At 40.4% G+C, this 19,797-nt stretch carries 19 protein-coding genes; 12 read left to right on the top strand and 7 right to left on the bottom strand.

The genetic code is table 11. The annotated features are described in order from the left end of the window. Positions 1–243 precede the first annotated feature (243 nt). The 5 genes from BM386_RS10355 (at position 244) to BM386_RS10335 (ending at position 6,744) form a co-directional block, all read left to right on the top strand. Positions 244–1,785 (top strand): carbon-nitrogen hydrolase family protein, encoded by a 1,542-nt coding sequence (locus BM386_RS10355; RefSeq protein ID WP_091693480.1) that lies wholly within the window; start codon positions 244–246, stop codon positions 1,783–1,785. Then, a complete protein-coding gene (locus BM386_RS10350) occupies positions 1,767–2,351 on the top strand; it encodes a KdsC family phosphatase (RefSeq protein ID WP_091693477.1) in 585 nt (194 codons plus the stop codon). The genes BM386_RS10355 and BM386_RS10350 overlap by 19 nt, the downstream gene beginning before the upstream one ends. Then, positions 2,338–3,189, top strand: a complete 852-nt coding sequence (kdsA, locus tag BM386_RS10345) for a 3-deoxy-8-phosphooctulonate synthase (RefSeq protein ID WP_091693475.1) — start codon at positions 2,338–2,340, stop codon at positions 3,187–3,189. The genes BM386_RS10350 and kdsA overlap by 14 nt, the downstream gene beginning before the upstream one ends. An 8-nt stretch (positions 3,190–3,197) precedes the next feature. After that, entirely contained in the window at positions 3,198–4,838 is a 1,641-nt protein-coding gene (locus BM386_RS10340; RefSeq protein ID WP_170857075.1) for a L,D-transpeptidase family protein, read from the top strand. Between the two features lie 250 nt (positions 4,839–5,088). Further along, positions 5,089–6,744 carry a L,D-transpeptidase family protein gene (locus BM386_RS10335; protein WP_091693469.1) on the top strand — a complete coding sequence of 552 codons (1,656 nt, stop codon included), beginning with the start codon at positions 5,089–5,091 and terminating at the stop codon, positions 6,742–6,744. On the opposite strand, the gene BM386_RS10330 is transcribed toward BM386_RS10335, so the two are convergent. Beyond that, positions 6,724–7,413 (bottom strand): murein L,D-transpeptidase catalytic domain family protein, encoded by a 690-nt coding sequence (locus BM386_RS10330; RefSeq protein ID WP_091693467.1) that lies wholly within the window; start codon positions 7,411–7,413, stop codon positions 6,724–6,726. The two genes, BM386_RS10335 and BM386_RS10330, sit on opposite strands and share 21 nt — an antisense overlap. A gap of 295 nt (positions 7,414–7,708) precedes the next feature. On the opposite strand from BM386_RS10330, the gene BM386_RS10325 reads away from it, so the two are divergent. After that, entirely contained in the window at positions 7,709–8,119 is a 411-nt protein-coding gene (locus BM386_RS10325) for a 6-pyruvoyl trahydropterin synthase family protein (protein ID WP_091693464.1), read from the top strand. Beyond that, the gene (gene folE, locus BM386_RS10320; RefSeq protein ID WP_091693462.1) at positions 8,079–8,783 is read left to right on the top strand and encodes a GTP cyclohydrolase I FolE; all 705 of its coding nucleotides are present in this window, start codon (positions 8,079–8,081) and stop codon (positions 8,781–8,783) included. The genes BM386_RS10325 and folE overlap by 41 nt, the downstream gene beginning before the upstream one ends. A 262-nt stretch (positions 8,784–9,045) precedes the next feature. Here folE and BM386_RS10315 read toward each other — a convergent pair whose 3' ends face one another. Beyond that, on the bottom strand, positions 9,046–9,660 hold the full coding sequence (locus BM386_RS10315; RefSeq protein WP_091693460.1) for a hypothetical protein: 615 nt from the start codon (positions 9,658–9,660) through the stop codon (positions 9,046–9,048). Between the two features lie 145 nt (positions 9,661–9,805). Beyond that, positions 9,806–10,294 carry a hypothetical protein gene (locus tag BM386_RS10310; protein ID WP_091693456.1) on the bottom strand — a complete coding sequence of 163 codons (489 nt, stop codon included), beginning with the start codon at positions 10,292–10,294 and terminating at the stop codon, positions 9,806–9,808. 244 nt (positions 10,295–10,538) lie between these two features. Between BM386_RS10310 and BM386_RS10305 the strand changes: the two genes are divergently transcribed. The 4 genes from BM386_RS10305 to BM386_RS10290 all read left to right on the top strand — a co-directional run bounded on the left by BM386_RS10305 (position 10,539) and on the right by BM386_RS10290 (position 14,716). Next, on the top strand, positions 10,539–11,675 hold the full coding sequence (locus BM386_RS10305; RefSeq protein ID WP_091693453.1) for a hypothetical protein: 1,137 nt from the start codon (positions 10,539–10,541) through the stop codon (positions 11,673–11,675). A gap of 112 nt (positions 11,676–11,787) precedes the next feature. After that, on the top strand, positions 11,788–12,921 hold the full coding sequence (locus BM386_RS10300) for a hypothetical protein (protein WP_091693451.1): 1,134 nt from the start codon (positions 11,788–11,790) through the stop codon (positions 12,919–12,921). A gap of 56 nt (positions 12,922–12,977) precedes the next feature. Beyond that, the gene (locus tag BM386_RS10295; RefSeq protein WP_091693446.1) at positions 12,978–13,658 is read left to right on the top strand and encodes an SDR family NAD(P)-dependent oxidoreductase; all 681 of its coding nucleotides are present in this window, start codon (positions 12,978–12,980) and stop codon (positions 13,656–13,658) included. 65 nt (positions 13,659–13,723) lie between these two features. Further along, positions 13,724–14,716: a phosphotriesterase family protein gene (locus BM386_RS10290; protein ID WP_091693444.1), complete on the top strand. Its 993-nt coding sequence runs from the start codon at positions 13,724–13,726 to the stop codon at positions 14,714–14,716. A 61-nt stretch (positions 14,717–14,777) separates the two neighbouring features. Here the strand turns inward: BM386_RS10290 and BM386_RS10285 are convergent, their stop codons facing one another. From BM386_RS10285 to BM386_RS10270, 4 genes are all read right to left on the bottom strand, one after another. After that, the gene (locus BM386_RS10285) at positions 14,778–15,107 is read right to left on the bottom strand and encodes a type II toxin-antitoxin system RelE/ParE family toxin (RefSeq protein WP_091693441.1); all 330 of its coding nucleotides are present in this window, start codon (positions 15,105–15,107) and stop codon (positions 14,778–14,780) included. Then, a complete protein-coding gene (locus BM386_RS10280) occupies positions 15,098–15,340 on the bottom strand; it encodes a hypothetical protein (protein WP_091693438.1) in 243 nt (80 codons plus the stop codon). Before BM386_RS10280 ends, BM386_RS10285 begins: the two co-directional genes overlap by 10 nt. A gap of 86 nt (positions 15,341–15,426) precedes the next feature. Further along, positions 15,427–17,133, bottom strand: coding sequence for a M28 family peptidase (locus BM386_RS10275; RefSeq protein WP_091693436.1), 1,707 nt, complete (start codon positions 17,131–17,133; stop codon positions 15,427–15,429). Between the two features lie 51 nt (positions 17,134–17,184). After that, positions 17,185–17,790 carry a hypothetical protein gene (locus tag BM386_RS10270; RefSeq protein WP_091693433.1) on the bottom strand — a complete coding sequence of 202 codons (606 nt, stop codon included), beginning with the start codon at positions 17,788–17,790 and terminating at the stop codon, positions 17,185–17,187. A gap of 294 nt (positions 17,791–18,084) precedes the next feature. Between BM386_RS10270 and guaA the strand changes: the two genes are divergently transcribed. After that, positions 18,085–19,614 (top strand): glutamine-hydrolyzing GMP synthase, encoded by a 1,530-nt coding sequence (guaA, locus tag BM386_RS10265; protein ID WP_091693429.1) that lies wholly within the window; start codon positions 18,085–18,087, stop codon positions 19,612–19,614. The last annotated feature ends 183 nt before the right edge of the window (positions 19,615–19,797 follow it).

Raw genomic sequence — 19,797 nt, 5'->3', positions numbered from 1 at the left:
ACCAACAAAAGGTGAAAAGCGACTTAAAGTATGGTAAACACTAGCATTGCTGGTACTTCGGTCACCCGTCATCGGTCTTCCAGCCTGATAAGCAAAGAAAAAGAGGTCACTGGTATCATTGCGGATAAACAGTTTAATGTACTACAATTCTGTTAAAACAAGCAATTCTAGTGATTGTTCTCTTTCTTTTGCTTCCGGTAGAGACTATGGAAATAATTAATTGATTTTGGCTAATTTTGAACCATGAGCAAGCAAAAAGAAGAGCTGGAGCATAGGCTAAAGCTTAGAAATATTAAACTCTCGGATTACGATGATATCCGTGAAATCATGGTTTCTATTTATAAAAACCAAGGTGGAGCATGGACCAAGGAGGAGCTTAAAAACCAACTGAAAGCCTTTCCAGAAGGGCAAATTGCCATTGAGGACAATGGGAAAGTGGTTGCCGCGGCCATGAGTTTGGTGGTGGATTATAATAAGTTCGGAGACAATCATACCTACGATCAGATTACCGGTTACGGCAAATTCGATACGCACGATATGGAGGGGGACACCCTTTATGGAACTGATGTTTTTGTTCACACCGATTACCGAGGGATGAGACTTGGACGTCGATTGTATGATGTGAGAAAGGAGATCTGTGAAAATCTAAATCTCCGCTCAATTATCGCAGGCGGTAGAATTCCAGGCTATACAAATTACGCTGATGAAATGACACCAAGGAAATACATTGATTTGGTGAAAAACAAGGAGATTTTTGACCCTGTACTTTCATTCCAGCTGGCGAATGAATTTCACGTGCGGAAGGTGATCACCAAGTATTTGCCCTCAGATACAGATTCCAGGGCATATGCCACACTTCTGGAATGGATCAATATTTACTATGAAAAAGATGAAAAGCTAATCGGTAATAAAAAGTCAATCGTTCGCTTGGGCTTGGTGCAGTGGAAAATGCGTCGTTTTTCCAATGTGGATGACTTAATGCAGCAAGTAGAGTTTTTCGTGGATACGGTTTCCGGATACAAATCTGATTTCTGCCTTTTACCTGAATTCTTCAATGCTCCGCTTTTGGCGGAATTCAATGACATGGATGCTTCGGAAGCGATCCGTAATCTGGCTGATTACACCGACGAAATCGTAAGCCGCATGAGTGATTTGGCAGTTTCATATAACGTGAACATTGTAGCAGGATCCATGCCTGAGTACGATGGTAAAAAGCTTAGAAATGTGAGTTACCTTTGCCGTAGAGACGGTACGCAGGATAAGCAATACAAGCTGCACATTACCCCGGATGAGGCTTCCTACTGGGGACTTCAGGGAGGAAATGGGATCAATGTATTTGATACCGATGCGGGAAGAATAGGGATTTTGATCTGCTACGATGTGGAATTCCCTGAGCTTGGAAGAATCCTAGCTGAGCAGGAAATGGATATTCTATTTGTGCCATTTTGGACTGATACCAAGAATGCTTTCCTTCGGGTAAATACCTGCGCGAAGTCTCGGGCCATAGAAAACGAATGTTATGTAGCCATCACAGGTTCGGTGGGAAACCTTCCGAAAGTGGAGAACATGGATATTCAGTATTCTCAGGCTGCGATTTATTCCCCTTCAGATTTCTCTTTTCCGCATGATGCTGTAGTGGCGATGGCTTCAGAAAACGAAGAAACCATCATCGTCGCCGATGTGGATTTGGATCTTTTGACCAAGCAGAGAAAAGCAGGAAGTGTACGAAACCTCGAGCAGAGAAGGCTCGACCTTTATTCTATCCAATGGAAACAGAAAAAATAATAGCTGATTACTTCGCTCACATTTCAGAAGAAGTGTGGGAGAGAGCAGCCAAAATAAAACTGGTCATCACCGACATCGATGGGGTGATGACTGATGGCGGGATTATCTATGACGATAATAAGCTGGAATTTAAGAAATTCAATGTGAAGGATGGTTTGATCGTCTATCACCTTAGAAAGAGCGGCTTGATGGTTGGGGCGATTACAGGAAGAGAGTCTTACGTTGTTCAAAACCGCTGTGAAGAGCTCAAGTTTGACTTTCACTACCATGGAGTTAAAAACAAAGGCAAGAAGTTTAGCGAGGTTCTAGAAACCCTTGAGCTGCAAGCCGAGGAAGTAGCTTACATAGGCGATGATTTGATCGATTTGCCGATTTTATCTCGCGTAGGCTTGGCGGTCGTTGCAGCAGATGCCATAGAGTATGTTAAGCCGATTGCGCACTATGTCTCAAGATTTAAAGGTGGCGAGGGTGTTTTTAGAGAGGTTGGTGATATTCTGCTTCACGCCAACGAGCAACTTGTCCCATTAATTGACACTTTATCCCAAAAGGAAAATGATAAGAAATAACCAACCCATGCGTATCACCGATTCAGTGATTTTGGGAGAAGAAAAGCCTGTTTTGTTTGCCGGACCTTGTGCTGTAGAGAGCTATGATATTTGTCTTGAAATTGGTACCAAAACTAAAGAATGGGCTGAGCAACATGGCTTTTCATATGTGTTCAAAGCATCTTTTGATAAAGCCAATAGAACATCCTCGGGATCTTTCCGAAGTATAGGGATGGACAAATCCCTGGAAGTATTACAACGGGTCGGAAATGCCTTAAATGTACCATTGGTGACTGATATCCATGAAAGCTACCAAGTGAAGGATGTTGCTGAAGTCGTGGATGTATTGCAGATTCCGGCATTTTTGTGTCGTCAGACAGATTTGCTTTTAGCTGCTGGCGAAAGCGGGAAAGCTGTCAAAATCAAGCGTGGACAGTTCATGGCTCCTGAGGATATGCAATATGCGGTGACCAAGGTACGATCAACTGGAAACGAGAATGTTTGTCTTACCGAGAGAGGTTTTTCTCTGGGTTACCATAATCTTGTCGTTGACATGCGTGGGCTTCCTATCATGCGTCAGTTTGCTCCTGTGGTGTTTGATATCACGCATTCTGTGCAACAGCCAGGAGGTCAGGGCGGAAGTAGTGGAGGACAGCGGGAATTTGCGCCGATATTGGCTAGAGCAGCAGCGGCCACTGGAATTGATGGTTTTTTTATAGAAACTCATCCAGATCCTTCCAAAGCGCTTAGCGATGGACCAAATTTGATCCCGCTTCATAAGATGGGGCAATTCCTGGAGATGCTAAAAGAAGCTTGGACGCTTGGTAGAAAGTACCAGGATTTTGATGTAAACAGTTAATGAAAAATATGCCTAAGCATCTATTGGTTTTATTGCTCCTGAGCCTTGCTCCGGGGCTTTTTTGTTTTGCTCAAAACACGGATTTGCAGGATAATATCAGATTAAAGCTGGAGCTTGACCAACCAGATGTTCCTTTGAGCGTGCGTCAGAATGAGCTTTTTGCCAAGGGTGATATTCACCAGTTTTATACAGATCGACTGTTTGCTCCCGTTTGGACCGAAAAGGGAGTGCTGAGCGAATTTGCCTATGAACTTCGCTTTGAAATAGGCCAAAGCAAATTTGATGGCCTGAATCCTCAAGATTACCATTTAGAGTTGATTAATATAGTTTTTAGCCAGTTTGAGTCTAATAAAAAGCAAGCAATTCCCAACGCCATGGATGATCTGGCGGACATAGATTTGTTGCTTTCAGATGCATTCTTTCATTTGGCAGCTCATCTCGAAGTGGGCAAAGTAAATCCTAGAAATCTGGCCGGAGACTGGGAAATAACACCTAAAACCTCAAAAGTATCTTTTCCGGAATTACTGAATATAGCTGTGGAAAAGCAGCAGATCAGGCAGACGCTAGAGACACTCTATCCGAATATCACGATCTATAAGAAGGGGAGGGAAGTGATTCGGGCTATGGATGAAATCAGAAAGCAGGATTCACTAAACTGGAAGGCTGTGAAAGTCTCTAAAACTATCAAGGTAGGAGAAACTAATAATGGGATTCCTGACTTAAGAAAGCGTTTGGCTTTTTGGAAATATCTGGTGCCTTACCCGTTTGAAGATGAGAATGAATATGATTCCACCATGTTTTTGGCTGTTCAGAAGTTCCAGCAAAGAAATGGTCTGGATTCTGATGGAGCACTGGGTAAAAACACCTTATATGCGCTGAATCTATCTCCAGCTGATTTGATAGATAAGGCATCAGTAAACATGGAACGTCTGCGATGGTTGCCTGACACCTTGCGAGGAGCTGAAATGATCCTAGTAAATATTGCCAACTATCAATTGGATTACTTAAACAACCGCGACACGCTCTTCTCTACACGAGTGATCGTAGGTAAGAAATACCATGAGTCTCCAATTTTTTCTTCGGCGATGAGTTACATCGTATTCAGCCCTTATTGGAATTTACCAACTTCCATTGTCCGAAACGAGGTGATGCCTGCTGTGCGCAAAAACTCAAATTACCTTGCCCAGAAAAACATGGAGGTGGTGACGTTCTCAGGTAAATATGTGGATCCTTCTACAGTAAACTGGAGTGGTAAATCCATCCCGTATATGGTTCGCCAAAAGCCAGGTGAAAACAATTCTTTGGGATTGGTGAAATTTATGTTTCCCAATGAGCACAGTGTTTACATCCATGATACCCCGGCAAGAAGTCTATTTACCAGAGAAGATCGGGCACTAAGCCATGGTTGTATCCGGATTCAAGATCCAGCAACTTTTGCAGCTTTGCTGCTGAAAAACAATACTGCTTGGACCCCAGAGAAGATCAATGCGGCGATGCACCAAAGCAGTGAGCAGATTGTGACGCTGGATCGTAAGATTCCTGTTGTACTGCTCTACCTGACTTTCTGGGCTGATACCAAGGGACAGGGACATTTCCGTCAGGATATCTACGATCGGGATGCAGAGGTATTAGAGGCATTGCGCAAGTAATAGTTGGCCCTGTTTTCCGTTCTGTGATCATGCAGCCTGCACCTTCCATTAGCTAGAAAAAACCAGAAATTGACCCCAACTTGGGTAACATCAGTCTCAGTGATTCTTTTTGAACGAAATTGAGGTTGACATTTTTATTTAGCTAAAGAGTTGGTTCCTAGCAGTGTGACTTTTTTTAGGTGAGGTTTTATTTGCAAAATATAGAAGCGTACGAACTTTGACTAGTGAAAGGTGATACAAAACGCCTTTTATGAATAAGAAATTAATTGTCCCAATAGTAGCTGTCTTAGTTCTGGCTTTTGGACTGATTTGGTTTTTTAACCAACGGAGATCTGATATTTCAGATGAATTGCAAGCAAAACTTAGTGGAGAGGAAATCGGGGTGTTGGTGAATTCCGATTATTCTGAAGAAATCCAACTTTTTTACTCCGAAAGAGAATACATAGAAGTTTGGCTGTTCAACGGCTCACTTTCGAAATCAGGTGAAGAGCTGCTAGAACAAATCGAGAATTCAAAATTTGATGGACTGCAGCCTACCGATTATCACTTGGAGGATATTTATGCACTTTCTTCAGATCCTGAAAAGAAGAATAAGAAATTCAGAAATCTCTCGTCTGAGGAAAAAGTCAAGTTGGAACTGATGCTTAGCGATGCTTTTTTGACTTTGGCACATGACCTGGAAAACGGTAAAGTAAATCCGGTCAATCTAGATCCAAACTGGAAGTTTGAGACGAAGAAATCCGAGATTGATTACCTCGCTTTGCTCAAATATGTAGGGAGCGGGAAATCAGTTGAAAAAACGTTTGAGCAGCTTTATCCTCATTCAGAATTATATGAACAAGGTAGAGAAGCGATTGAAGAACTTTATACTATTCAGAAAAATGATACGCTGACTTGGGAGTTTGCCAAAGTGGAAGGAGCAATCAAAGTAGGAGAGAAGCATTCCGCTATTCCCGCTTTGCGCAAGCGCCTGATCTTTTGGGATTTTTTGAAACCTTATGAAATGGAAGATCCTACACTTTTTGATTCCACCATGTTTGAAGGTCTTCAGCAATACCAGAAGTCCAATGGCATGAATCCCGATGGAGTGATAGGTTCTTTGGTGGCTGAGGCATTGAACAATTCTCCTCAAAACCTGATCGATATCGCATCGATAAATATGGAGCGTCTTCGCTGGATGCCTAAGATGGATTGGGACCAGGAGATGGTGCTGGTGAATATTGCAAACTACCAGTTGGATTATATGAAAAAGCAGGATACGGCCTTCACAGCTAAAGTGATCGTGGGAAAGGAATACAATGAGTCACCAACTTTTACTGCGCCGATGAGTTACATCGTGTTTAGTCCGTATTGGAATATCCCTGAGTCAATAACCAACGACGAGATAATTCCTTCCATACAGAAAAACTCAGATTACCTTTCTCAGAAAAACATGGAAGTAGTGGATGGAAGTGGAGAAGTGGTAAAAGCTTCTAAAGTCAATCTAAGCAAAGAGACTGGATATAGAGTGAGGCAAAAACCTGGAGGTGACAATTCCCTAGGTTTGGTGAAATTCATGTTCCCAAACGATTACAATATTTACATTCACGATACGCCTGCGAGAAGTCTTTTTGAAAAGGAAACCAGAGCGCTGAGTCATGGATGTATCCGAATACAGAATCCTGATCAGTTCGCGAAAATATTAATCAATGATAAGTCATGGGATGATGAAAAAATTCAGGAGGCGATGCATCAGGATGAAGAAGAGGTCGTGGAGTTGGATAGAAAAATCCCCGTTGTCCTGCTTTATATGACTTTCTGGGCGGATAAAGATGGGAAAGCAAATTTCAGATCAGATGTATATGATCGTGATGCCGCACTTTTGAAAGCTTTGCGAAGCAATAAATCAAGCCTGGATAAGGCTTGATTTATTGAGGTAATTGTCGTCTTTGCCGAAAATAAAAAGTAGAGAACCCTCTTTGATCAGGTCAATAGCTTGGGCAGAAAGTTCGCTTGGAAGTGCTGGACATCCTAGGCTTCGACCCAGTCTTCCGACTGATTTGGCAAATTCCTCACGTGCATAATCAGCTCCGTGAATTACAATTGCCCGGTTTCTAGCTTGATCATTGAAGCCTTTTTCTAGGCCATCTAATCGGAGGGAATAGCCATGTTTACCAGAGTAAGTTTCGGCAGTTTTATAAAAGCCAATACTGCTTTTGAAGGATTCAGGGACATTTGAGAAGGTTTTTGCCATCAAATCACCAGAGTTTCTTCCGTGCGAAACCACTGAGTTCAACAGGATTTCGCCTTTTACAGGATCAATGACCCACATGCGTTTGGCAGTAGATGGAAGGCTGAAATCAATTACTGTAAGGACTTTCGACTTAAGATTGTCCTTCATTTTTAACCAACCCTGAAAAGCCAAACTAAATACTTCCTTTGAAGGTAAGGCTCCTGTGGAGGATTGTAATCCATCGTAAACAGCAGTTACTGGATCGATGGAGGTGATGTTAATTGGCTTGCTTTCTTTTAAATCTGTAGTGTTGAAGATTCCTATGAACAATAGGAAGGTAATCGCAATAGTTTGTAAAGACATAAGCATTTGGGTGATTGTGCAAATTTAGGTGGTTATCCCGTGAGTACAAACGATATGAACTTCAGTCTCTTATGATTTGTGTCATAAAATCGGTGAAATTCATTCGGGAACCTTCTCGCTGCTTTTGATGGTTCAAGGCTTGATGAATGTACTCTGGATTTTGGAACCAATTATTATTCTGTAATTTTGCGTTCCGAAAATTATTTCCCTGTGGGTCAGTGCCATCCTTGTACTGTAACAGTCAAAAGCGAAAATAATTCAAACAAAATCAGAAAAGCCGCTGTTTCAGCAATCAATGAAAGTATCAGTATTTAGAAAAGAACATTTCAACGCAGCGCACAGGCTTCATAACCCAGAGTGGTCGGATGAACAAAATCAAACCGTTTTTGGGAAGTGTAACAATCCTCATTTTCATGGTCATAACTATGAATTGATAGTAAAACTAAGAGGGGAAGTGGATCCGCGAACAGGTTATGTTTACGATATGAAAGTGCTCAGCGATTTGATCAAAGAGCATGTGTTAAGAAAATTAGATCATAAAAATTTAAACCTTGATACCGATGAATTCAAAGAACTTAACCCAACCGCTGAGAACATTGCAGTGGTTGTTTGGAATATTTTAAGGGAAAAAATTGATCGAAAATTCGAGTTAACAATTCGACTTTATGAAACAGAAAGAAACTTTGTTGAATACGATGGGAATTAATATCGCAAGAGCATCTGCTGAGGACATCGGTGATGAGCATGTGGGAACTTCCCTGGAAACTCCACTTCGGGAGGATGCTTTCGAAATGGATGATGAGCTGAAAGTCGAGTTGATCGAGAAGCATTTCAGAGAAATTATGCATATCATGGGATTGGATCTGACGGATGACAGCCTGAAAGGCACTCCGCATCGTGTGGCAAAGATGTATGTGAAGGAAGTATTCAGTGGTCTAAACCCTAAGAATAAGCCTGTAGCAAAGCTTTTTGAAAATAAATACAAATACAACGAGATGCTGGTGGAGAAGAATATTACCTTCTTTTCACACTGTGAGCATCACTTCGTGCCGATCCACGGCAAGGCACACGTCGCCTACATTTCCAATGGATCTGTGATCGGACTTTCCAAAATCAATCGAATCGTTCAGTATTTTTCCCAGCGCCCACAGGTGCAGGAGCGTTTGACCATGCAGATCGGAAATGAGCTGGTAGAAGCGCTTGGTACAGACGATGTCGCCGTTATCATGGATGCAGATCACATGTGCGTGAGCTCAAGGGGAGTGAAGGATACAACAAGTAGCACACTTACCTCGTTCTATTCAGGAAAGTTTGAAAAAGATGAGCAAACTCGTAATGAATTTCTGAAGTATATCAGCTTAGAAAGATAACTTTTGAAATACTAGACCAACATTGAAAACCGGGTTGAGAAGCTCGGTTTTTTTGTTTTTTAGCCACAAAGGGCGCGAAGGAAGCGCGAAGGTCGCAATTTTATAGGGTTGTCCTGCTTCTCCTGAAGGTGGACTTGTTTTGTGTCTAGATACTACTACTACTACTGTAGCAGGTCCATTGCAGATAATTTTAAGGACTGGAATTTTTTAATCCAGAAAGGCACTTTAAGTATATTTCCTAGCATCCCTATTATTTAATTTTTCAATCAAATATTTCATACTTCCAATGTTCAAAGCCAGTCTCGTGCAATTCTTTCATTTCGCCCTTTGCTGAATGACTGTTTGTTTGGTCGTAAGTGACTATTTCAAAATTAAAATTCAATATTACATTTTGCGAAAAGGTCAATTCGTAATGATCAGGATCGCCTTGATAATGGAAACCGTTAATGCCAACGATTCCTGTTGAAGGCTTTTCTATTCCTACAATGGAAAGAGAATCAGGATATTGCCCATTCAGTTCTTTATGCTTTTCAATAGCTTCGATTAATTGGTTGGCCCGAGTAATTGCAAAACCTCGACTAAAGTCACGAGTCAGATTTGATAAATACGTAGTTGAAAGAAAAACTGTAAACGGAACAGTCCAAAGTAGTATTGGGGCTAATTTGAATTTACTTTCAGGGTTTATGAACTGTCTTACAGTCCAAACTAAGCCAAATGGCACTAACACTAATCCAACTAAGCCAAATAACTGACCTCCATTATAGAAAAGCTGGGCTGGTGTATTCAAGAAATTGGGTCCTGGTAAAAAAGGAAGGTTAGTCAGGATAACTATACCGATAAAAATCCCTGTCAGAATAAATAGTTGTCTTTGTGTCATTTTAGGTTGATGAAAACTCTTAAATAGATGTCAAGGCCTTTATTAGCCAACTCTTATTGCTTTTTTGGATCTATATATAATGTGTCCACAAGTGTTCAAATTTGGTTTGGCATCAGAAGTTTTAGCTTGAGACAAGCCAAAATATTTACTCAATTACCGGCTGATTTTGCTTTCCGTGACTAACTCGTTTAAAAGAGTTAAGTAGCATATAGTAGTAAATAACACTTGTGCCCACTATAAAAATCAAGTCGAAAAATCCTTCAGAGTTTGGGGTTGCATTTGGGTTGATACCTACAATTCCAAAAGTGATACCAACTGGAATTGCTATAATCAGACAAAAAACCAATAGTCGTATTCCCGTCACAAAGGACAGCGCAAGATACCTTTTGAAAAAATCCTTTCTGTCTCCTGATTCATTGATATCAAATACTTTTTTAGTGCCAATTGCCGTTATTGCGATGGTGAATAAGACCTGAAATAAAATCATCACAATGGTGGATGAATCATCCCCAGCGATAAGGGGGCTGATTGAAAATAGAATCAAGTTTCCCAATAAATAATTGAAGATTCCCTTATCTGAGATTTCTCCATTTCTAAGACCTCTTTCTAATTCTTGAATGTCAAACCAAATCATAGCCTAAAGTTTAAAGTGTTTATTTGTCTTTTACTAAAAAGCAGCTTTCAACCTATCTATCAGGTCTTAACTTTCCCTAAATTAATACTTTCGTCAGGATGAACTAGTGAATTGGTGTGTTTTTTATTCTCTGATGGTAAGATTCATATGCTTTTCATTTTGAATTTTAACGAAAAAAATAAATCAACCAATTGAATTTTGAACTTGTTGTTTCCAGACCTATCTTATTAGGAAATTGAGATTTATGAAGAACTTTTTACTACTAATTCTTTTCGCAGTACTTCTAGCCTGCAGCGAAAAGACACAAGAAACGCAATCGGAAGCTTACGATATTCCAGAACTGTTGATTAGGGACAGCTTAGTGATTGATCACTTGACAAAACTCTATTTGATTGATGTGAAATCTGACAGATCAGAATACTTGTTTTTTGATTTTAAGTCCAAGGATTTTTTGCGCGTAAATAAGGATGGAGAGGTTGTTTTTAAAGCAAATAGAAGTGGTGATGGGCCTAATAGCTATAAGGAAACCTATTTTTACACAGCTGACTACCTCGATAGTGATAAAATCCTATTGCTTACCTATAATTTTGCGTTTTATTATGATTTGGAGTTCAACCTTCTTGAAAAGAGAAAACTTGATTTTGCTTTGGATACCAGGAATGTAGGGGGAAGCAGAGCAGCAGAAGTTTTAGAAAACCAGTTTTATACTTTCTCAATTGAGGTGAGCGATATTGACGATGTTTATAGAGGCGAGGAATTTAACATTGCTTATCCTTTTTTAACGTTTCGTGACCAACATTCTCTGGCTAAAACTGCCGATGCTTCAATACCTGAGGAAAGTCAAATCAGAAAATCACCCGCAAACTATGTAAATAAAGACCCCTTAGTTTTAGAGAATGGAGAAGGTTTATGGGTATTGTTTCCAAACTCTCCAGAACTGTATGTTTTTAATAGAGATAGTCTTAGTCTGAAAAGAACATTTTCTTTAGAGCCAAATGATACCTACAAACAGATTCTACCACCTAATCCTGAGATTGATTTTGATGGTTTTTTGAAAGAGCTGGCAGCATCTCAGTATTTGTCCTTTGCTTTTTCTAATGACTATCTCTTGACTATGTATTCGGGTGCAGCTCCGCAGGCTGAAGTTGATAGATTGCCTAAAGAATACCTGGGAGGACCTGAATTCACGGACCTGGCAGATAAATACAAAACCATATCCTATTATCAGATATTTAAAGAGGAAAAGAAGCTTTGGGAAGGGACTTGGGATGTAAGACTCTCCTCCATTCGTAATCTTATCTATTCTGATGCCAAGCCAGGTGAAGATCCTGATGCAGTGGAGAAGGATGTTCAGACCATTTATTTTTATGAGCTGAAATAGGAAACTATTATTAATTTAGACAAGAAGTGATTTCAAAATATCTAAACTATTATGTAGCTTTTTCTAATTTGAATTTCAAGTCTGAAATCTATAGCAAAAGTGAAACCTATTTATGAAGAACTTTTTATTACTACTTCTTTTCACAGTGATTGTAGCTTGCAGCGAAAAGACTCCGGAAACTCAATCTAAAGCCTATATTCCGGAGCTGGTGATTACTGATAGCATCACTATTGATCGTTTGACGCAACCAACGTTCATTGATGTTAAGAATGACAAGTCGGAGTTTTTGTTTTTTGATTTTAAAACTTCTGATTTTTTCAGGATCAGTAAATCAGGAGAATTGCTAAAAACAGCAAATCTTACTGGAGACGGCAAAAACACCATACAATCAACTTATTTCGTCGGAGCAAAATATGGGGAGAAGAATGAGATTGTGATCCAAACCATGACCGCAACTTTCACTTATGACCTTGATTTTCAATTGAAAAATAAAGTGACCAGTGACTTCAGCCTTGTGCTTCCTAGGGTGGGGGGAAGTAGAGGGTTTGAGACTTACGGGGATTATATCTATACATTTTCAATAGATGAGAAGGATAGGAGTACCGAATTAATGCAGTCCAAAAACTTCAGTAACTCATATCCATTTATTACCCTCAGAGATAGCGAGACATTAAATGTAGTAGAGTCTGATTCTGTGCCTGCAACAAGCTATGTAGCTCAATACCCTGGTCAATATTTGGATTTGGATCCGATAGTAAAATTTGCAGGTAATGAAATGTTTGTTCTTTTCCCAAATTCACCTGAAATGTATGTTTATAATTTACCTTCTTTGCGATTAAGGGATCAGTGGCCTTTGAATCCTGAAAAATCATACAGACAAATGGAGCCTTCCACCTCGGTAGGTGAAAACGACGTGAATCGTAGTCTTTCTGCGGGAAGATATCAAAATTTTGTTTTTTCAAATGGCTATTTACTGACTGCTTACCAAGGGGCAGTACCCCAAGATGAAGTTGATGCTCTGGCGAGCTACGAGAGGGGCGGGGATGAATATAAAGCGCTTGTGAATAAATACAGGTCTATGCCATATTATCAATTGTTTAAAGGGAAAAGCAAACTATGGGAAGGGCAATGGAATGTTAAATTGTCCATGCTTAGAGATGTGATTTTTGCCTTTTCTAAACCAGACGAAGATCCAGACGCATTCGAAAAGGACGTTCAGACCATTTATTTTTATGAGTTGAAATAGGGCTGATTTCAAACAATCTTCTTTCAAAACTGCTTTACTAGAAAAGTATTTTAACTATGAAAGGAAAGAATATTGTCATCATCGGAGGGAATTCGGGAATCGGAAAAGCAGTCGCAGAACAAGCTAAAGCAGGTGGAGCAAATTTGTTTCTCTATTCCAGAAATGGTGAGGGAAATAACCAATTCGATGTAACCAACGAAGGTGCAGAACTTCAGGATTTGCCAGAGGTAATAGATGGCTTGGTTTATTGTCCAGGATCTATTAATCTGAAGCCATTTCATAGAATCTCTATGGAAGATTTCAAGGCTGAGATGGACGTTAATTTTTTTGGAGCTGTCAAAGTTCTGCAGGCTTGTTTGAAAAATCTGAAAAAATCAGAGGCTGCTTCGGTAGTTCTTTATAGTACCGTTGCCGTGCAGACGGGAATGGGTTTTCATGCAGGGATTGCTTCTGCAAAAGGAGCTGTAGAAGGATTGGTGAGATCCTTGGCAGCAGAATGGGCACCAAATCAGATCAGAGTAAATGCTATTGCCCCATCGTTGACTGACACACCGTTGGCAAAGCAATTGGTAAGCACCGATGAAAAGCGTGCCGCATCAGACAAAAGACACCCGCTAGGTCGAATCGGAACACCGAAAGATATTGCTGACGCAACACTGTTTTTGTTAGATGAAAAATCATCTTGGGTCACTGGTCAGATACTGCACATAGACGGAGGGATGTCTTCTTTGAAGTAAGACAAAGAAGTAAAATCAATTGAGTTTCAGTTGACTTAATCTGAAGTAGTTGCTTAGTTTTATATATGAAGCATTCTCTACTCATCGGATTAAGTTTTCTGTTTTTAGCTTTTTCCTGCACAGAATCTGACACCACATACATAAATACCGTCACTGGACCGATTTCCTTGGATTCAATGGGGCTCACATTGGTTCACGAGCATGTGCTGGTTGACTTTATTGGTGCGGACTCAGTGTCTCCAGATCGATATAACCAAGAAGAAGTAATCGCAAAGGTTCTTCCTTATTTACTAGAAGTGAAAAAGTACGGAGTAAGAACTATTTTTGAGTGTACTCCTTCTTTTTTGGCGAAAGATCCTGTTTTACTTAAGAAACTGAGCGAGCAATCGGGTATTCAGTTTATCACCAACACAGGATTGTATGGTACGCAAAATGGAAAGTTTTTGCCTGAATATGCTTTTACCGAAACAGCTGAGGCTTTGTCAGAGCGATGGGTTGAGGTTTTCAGAAATAGGATAGAAGGAACAGGAATCAAACCTGGCTTTATCAAAATATCAGTGAATGAGGATTCTCCTTTGGGAGAAATGGATGCAAAATTGGTCAGAGCAGCAGGCCTGACTTATAAGGCGACTGGTTTAAAAATCTATTCCCACACCGGAACTTGGAGCACTGCGAAACAGGAAGTAGAAATCCTTCAAAATATGGGAGTGGATCCTTCAGCATTTGTTTGGGTGCATGCTCAGGCCGAGCAGGATTTCCAGAATTATGAGAAAGCTGCCGAACTGGGCGTTTGGATCAGTTTGGATGGAATTGGTTGGAGTTTGGATGAATATGTGGATCGCCTACTTTTCGCCAAGGAAAATGGATTTTTGGCAAATGTCCTGATTTCACATGACGCTGGATGGTATGATCCCGCCAAACCCGATGGAGGAGATTTTGTGCCGTTTACTAATATTTTTGAAAAGCTGATGCCCGCCTTGAATTCTAAAGGGTTTCAAGAGGCTGACTGGAAAATGTTATTGGAAGAAAATCCGAAGAGGGCTTTTAGGAATGAGTAAAATGTAAGTTAAAAGGAGCCCTTCGAATTTTATTGATGGATTGAGGAATACAGAAATTCTCCTATTTATCTTCTTGTGTCCTTCTTATTTTCGGAGGATTCTGTCTTACATCGAAAACATCGATTATCTCGATATGATTACGAGCATTATTGAGCCAATAAATAATTTTGAAGTTGTTTTTGTAAATTAGATACCGAAATTCTCGTTCCCTGTCTTTCAGTAATTCTTCAATTTGCCCAATTTCAGGCTGTGTTTTTAGTATGAAAGGTTCCTCATAGATTCCATCGATGAGTTTCTTCGCAATAGTATATCCGGCTTCTTTTTTATAGTAGTTGAAGATTTTAAAAAGTTCTTGTTCAGCAAAATCTGTCCAATAAACCTCTAAGTCCATTTTTCAATCTTTGCTTTTAGCTCATTGTCCTTGATTATTCTACCATTTTCAGAGTCATCCATAGACTTGTCTATTCTACGATTAAACTCTTCGATCGTCATTGTATCAATTTCATTCTTGCTCGAAACGGACTTTTCTTTCCATAAAATTTTTTCCAGGCGTAAAATGACTTCTTCGCTCTGTAGCTTTAAGAACTCTTGGATGAATTCAATTTTCCGTGTCTGTAAATCCATATTTTCTTGCTTTTGTTTAAAGATAGCAAATTCTCGATTTTGTTGCTAAAAGTCAGGTTTGCCAACGTTTTCTTAAAACTTAGGTTTTACTGTAGAATATGCGCCTTAATTGACTCTTTTGCCAGTACTATTCTTCTCAAAGTTTTTTCATCATCAGCAGGAACCAAGTCTTTAATCGAGTCCATAGCCTTCACATAATAGTCCGCCCAAGTATCGAGGATTTTCTGTTCATCCTCCTTTGATCCACCTTCTGTAATTGCTTTTTTGCTAAGCTGAACTTCTGTCAGCAATCGTATATGGGCCTTTGCCGCGATCATGCTCATGAGGTGGTTTACAGTTTTTGAATCTGCATTCAATAGGGTATATGCAGAGACCAAAGCTGCTGTGCCTACGTTGACCATGGTTTTTTGGGAGACCTTGTCCAGGCGATCATTATCTGTATGGTAAAACTGATCAGTAAAGTGCCAAAGTAACAATCCCGGAATGTCTGCCTGCAAAAATGGGGTATGATCGGATCCACCTTCGAATGGATTAGTCTTTACTACCCAGTCCGCATACTCACCTTGAGCTTCGAAATTAGTTAAGATAAAGTCATTCAAATAGTGCGGCTTCATTTGGTCAACAGTCATAGGTGAGCCACCCCATTCGCTGTGCTTGTCCTCTCCGCGTGTCCAGATCGCACTTGGGTCAGGCATTTTTTCGATGAGGAAAGTTCCACCTGTTACATCCGTATTTTCGCCAACCATATCTAGCGAAATCCCCCAGTTGATTTTGGCTTTACGCTTATCTTTTTCTTGGATATATCTTCGAGTGGAAATTATCTCATCTCCCCAAAGGAAAGTTAGGGTTCGCTTTAGGTCGAGTTTTTTATCCTTAATCAGTTCCGCGGTGATCTTCGCCATTTCCAATTGAGTTCCCACTCCAGTTGCATTGTCATTGGCTCCCGGTTCTTGAATGTGCGCGGAAAAAACTAAGCTTTCCAAAGGCAAGTCTGAACCTTTTACATTGGCCACTACGGTAAGTTCTTCCGATTCGTAGATCTTAGTTTCTGCTTTCACTAGGACTTCTACTTTTCCTCTCGCCAACTCAGCTTTCAACTTTTCTTTGGCTTCGAAAGAAAGAGCAATCGCCCAAGCTGGATTTTTCTCATCGTGTCTTAATCCTCTGAATTGGATGGAAGTCGTGTTTTTCTCAGGTTGTAAGTACGAAGGCATATCGTAAGTCAATACGCCCAAAGCACCTTTATCTTTCACCGCTGACTGTAGTGTTCTATAGCTAACCTGATCCGAGAAGAGGATTTTTCCAGTCACTTCTAGTTCCGAAAGCGCATCTTTGTTTTCTACATAAATCACTTCCCCAGTAATTCCTTCAATAGGAGTGGAGGAGGAATACTGATAAATCATATTTCGGTTTGTCTCCGAGGAAAGTAAATTTTCATTGGAGCCGACAATTTTCAAGGAAGCCGAAACTGGTTCCCAAGTTGGTTGTCTCATCTCCCGGTTTTCGATTCTATAGGTGAATCGATCTGATTCGGTGGCTTTTTCTTCCAATACATAACCGGCGGATTCCAGCTTCACAGCAATCTGATATACTGTATTATTAAAACCGGTATTTCCAGCTATTCTCCAGTATTGCTCTACAAAGGCAACAGTCTCATAAGCCAAATCCCCTTTGAATTCCGGTCTCACCAACTTGAAGTAAGGATCGGTAACTTTTTGAAGAGGAGCGTTTTGAGCAAAAGAACTTATGCTGAGAACGAGGAGAAGCAGGGAAAAGGAAGTTTTTAAGTACATATAGGATAGTTGAATTAAGTCGCTAGAAGGCCGCAAGATAGCCGTTTAAGATTATTTCTTTCCGACTTTAAATCTCATTTTATAAGTAGCGTTCAGGTACCAGGGCATGGCATTATTAGCACCGAATGCTGAAAGACTGACTGCGTTTTTTCGATTAGGATTCTTGGAGTTCCACTCAGCTTCTAATTCCATGAATAAGCCCACACGCTGATATTTGTTCGTAATGTAAGTGGTGGATGGTGTCTCCGAAAAAGGATCGGAGCGAATGAAAGTTTCTCCACCCAGCTGCAGGGAAGGTCCCGCTGAAAAAGCCAAGTTGAACCCTGAAGGGCGTTGTATGATGTCGTATTTGAAAGATGGCGTGATAAATATGCCAGAGGACTGTTCCTTATTTTTACCGTCTGATAATGGCGGTAATGTCCTCTCTTCATAACTACCCAAAGATTGGTAAAATGAAACACCAGCATTGAATGAAGTTCTTTTACCTAACCTTACATTTAGTTCATTGGAGAAATTCAATCCATACAATTGATTCATTCCATCTAAAGATGAACCGAAGCCTACGGTGTACTGTAATTTGGGCTTCACTTGTGCGCGCGAAACCATAGGTGCACAAGCAAAAATGAAAAGGATGAGAAGTAGTCGATGTGTTTTCATAAAAAGAAAGTTTATAAGTTGATTTCACGAATATGTAGTAATCAAATCTTTAAATAAATTCTCTTTAGTTTAATTAACTAAAAGATTGTTAAATCAATAGTAGCCAGTAATTTGTCGGTTATTAAAGCCTTTAGAAATCACTCCCAAACCTTCCAGCTTTACCACTTTTCAACTTCTAAACCAAATCTTCCAATCTTTCAATTTTCCAATCCTACAATCAGTTAAGACCAAACATTATTCTGTAAATTTTCCAAGAACACTTCCTCAATTTAACTGCCCTGCTTACCTTTGCGCATGGCAGAACAAATCTTGATCCTCGATTTCGGTTCTCAGTACACACAACTCATCGCCCGAAGAGTTAGAGAACTGAATGTTTATTGCGAAATCCACCCTTATAACAAAGTTCCAGAGATTACCTCCGATATTAAAGGAGTGATTCTTTCAGGTTCGCCTTGCTCGGTAAGAGACGAGGGATCTCCTGATTTGGACTTAGATATTTTGAGAGGCAAACTTCCTCTACTGGGCGTATGTTACGGTTCCCAACTTTTAGCTCAGAAATACGGAGGAGAAGTGCTTCCTTCGGAAATAAGAGAATATGGAAGAGCCAACCTGAGTCATTTGGACAATCATTATGACTTGCTTAAGGAAATGAGCCATGGTTCGCAAGTTTGGATGTCTCATGGAGATACGATCAAGAATTTGCCGGAGAATTTTGAGGTTATTGCCAGCACAGACTCTGTGCGAGTTGCTGCTTTCAAAATTCAAAATGAGGAAACGTACGGAATTCAATTCCACCCAGAGGTAACACATTCCTCAGAAGGTAAAAACCTACTTAGAAATTTCGTGGTAGGAATCTGCGGATGCTCCCAAGACTGGACTTCTGATGTGTTCATCGATGCAAGTATTGCTGACCTGAAAGCTAAAATCGGTTCTGATAAAGTTGTCATGGGTTTGTCAGGCGGTGTGGATTCATCTGTAGCTGCTACCTTAATTCACCGAGCGATCGGCGATCAGCTGATTTGCGTGTTTGTGGATAATGGCTTGCTTCGCAAAAATGAATTCGAAGAAGTTTTGGATTCATATAAGCACATGGGGTTGAACGTGATTGGCGTAGATGCCAAGCAGAAATTCTATGATGCGCTTGCTGGGGTGACTGATCCTGAAGCAAAAAGAAAAGCAATTGGAAATGCTTTCATCGAGGTTTTCGACGAAGAATCAAATAAGCTTGAAGGTGTAAAATGGCTTGGACAGGGCACCATCTACCCAGATGTGATTGAGTCTATTTCTGTGAAAGGACCTTCTGCTACCATCAAATCTCACCATAATGTGGGCGGTTTGCCAGACTTCATGAAGCTCTCTGTAGTGGAGCCATTGAATACACTTTTCAAAGATGAAGTTCGTGAAGTAGGGCGTGCACTGGAGATTGTAGAAACGATTATCGGTAGGCATCCATTCCCGGGTCCGGGGCTTGGAATCCGTATTTTGGGGGATGTGACTGCAGAGAAAGTGAAGACACTTCAGGAAGTTGACCATATATTTATCAAAGGCTTAAAAGATTCTGGTCTTTACGATCAGGTTTGGCAGGCGGGAGCGATGCTTCTTCCTATTCAGTCTGTTGGCGTGATGGGAGATGAGCGTACGTATGAAAAAGTCGTGGCGCTAAGAGCTGTAGGTTCTGTAGATGGGATGACTGCTGACTGGATTCACCTTCCTTATGAGTTCCTGGGCAAGATTTCTAATGATATTATCAATAAAGTGAAAGGCGTAAACCGCGTCGTTTACGATATCTCTTCTAAGCCACCAGCAACTATTGAATGGGAATAGTCTCCTTTGAGGTTTTTAAAACCTCGAAGGTGTTGTAAACCTCTCATCTTTTAAATATTCAAAAAACCCGAAGGCATTTCTTCGGGTTTTTACTTTTCAAGGCTTTTCGGCCTGAACTTTGGGTTTGAAAATAATGGGTTAAATTTGCACACCCTTGTTTTGATGTTTGATTCACCTCAATAA

The organism is Algoriphagus locisalis (assembly GCF_900116615.1).
GTDB classification, from domain to species: Bacteria; Bacteroidota; Bacteroidia; order Cytophagales; family Cyclobacteriaceae; genus Algoriphagus; species Algoriphagus locisalis.
Note: the sequence above shows the minus strand (reverse complement) of the source record. Positions and strands in the feature narration are given on the sequence as shown.

What these genes read in the sequence shown, in the direction of transcription:
- BM386_RS10280 (WP_091693438.1), bottom strand. Translation starts at nt 15,340, where the DNA reads ATGGATTTACAGACACGGAAAATTGAATTCATCCAAGAGTTCTTAAAG.
- BM386_RS10275 (WP_091693436.1), bottom strand. Translation starts at nt 17,133, where the DNA reads ATGTACTTAAAAACTTCCTTTTCCCTGCTTCTCCTCGTTCTCAGCATA.
- folE (WP_091693462.1), top strand. Translation starts at nt 8,079, where the DNA reads ATGAAACAGAAAGAAACTTTGTTGAATACGATGGGAATTAATATCGCA.
- BM386_RS10325 (WP_091693464.1), top strand. Translation starts at nt 7,709, where the DNA reads ATGAAAGTATCAGTATTTAGAAAAGAACATTTCAACGCAGCGCACAGG.
- BM386_RS10350 (WP_091693477.1), top strand. Translation starts at nt 1,767, where the DNA reads ATGGAAACAGAAAAAATAATAGCTGATTACTTCGCTCACATTTCAGAA.
- BM386_RS10295 (WP_091693446.1), top strand. Translation starts at nt 12,978, where the DNA reads ATGAAAGGAAAGAATATTGTCATCATCGGAGGGAATTCGGGAATCGGA.
- BM386_RS10290 (WP_091693444.1), top strand. Translation starts at nt 13,724, where the DNA reads ATGAAGCATTCTCTACTCATCGGATTAAGTTTTCTGTTTTTAGCTTTT.
- kdsA (WP_091693475.1), top strand. Translation starts at nt 2,338, where the DNA reads ATGATAAGAAATAACCAACCCATGCGTATCACCGATTCAGTGATTTTG.
- BM386_RS10330 (WP_091693467.1), bottom strand. Translation starts at nt 7,413, where the DNA reads ATGTCTTTACAAACTATTGCGATTACCTTCCTATTGTTCATAGGAATC.
- BM386_RS10285 (WP_091693441.1), bottom strand. Translation starts at nt 15,107, where the DNA reads ATGGACTTAGAGGTTTATTGGACAGATTTTGCTGAACAAGAACTTTTT.
- BM386_RS10300 (WP_091693451.1), top strand. Translation starts at nt 11,788, where the DNA reads ATGAAGAACTTTTTATTACTACTTCTTTTCACAGTGATTGTAGCTTGC.
- BM386_RS10355 (WP_091693480.1), top strand. Translation starts at nt 244, where the DNA reads ATGAGCAAGCAAAAAGAAGAGCTGGAGCATAGGCTAAAGCTTAGAAAT.
- BM386_RS10270 (WP_091693433.1), bottom strand. Translation starts at nt 17,790, where the DNA reads ATGAAAACACATCGACTACTTCTCATCCTTTTCATTTTTGCTTGTGCA.
- BM386_RS10315 (WP_091693460.1), bottom strand. Translation starts at nt 9,660, where the DNA reads ATGACACAAAGACAACTATTTATTCTGACAGGGATTTTTATCGGTATA.
- BM386_RS10310 (WP_091693456.1), bottom strand. Translation starts at nt 10,294, where the DNA reads ATGATTTGGTTTGACATTCAAGAATTAGAAAGAGGTCTTAGAAATGGA.
- BM386_RS10340 (WP_170857075.1), top strand. Translation starts at nt 3,198, where the DNA reads ATGCCTAAGCATCTATTGGTTTTATTGCTCCTGAGCCTTGCTCCGGGG.
- BM386_RS10335 (WP_091693469.1), top strand. Translation starts at nt 5,089, where the DNA reads ATGAATAAGAAATTAATTGTCCCAATAGTAGCTGTCTTAGTTCTGGCT.
- BM386_RS10305 (WP_091693453.1), top strand. Translation starts at nt 10,539, where the DNA reads ATGAAGAACTTTTTACTACTAATTCTTTTCGCAGTACTTCTAGCCTGC.
- guaA (WP_091693429.1), top strand. Translation starts at nt 18,085, where the DNA reads ATGGCAGAACAAATCTTGATCCTCGATTTCGGTTCTCAGTACACACAA.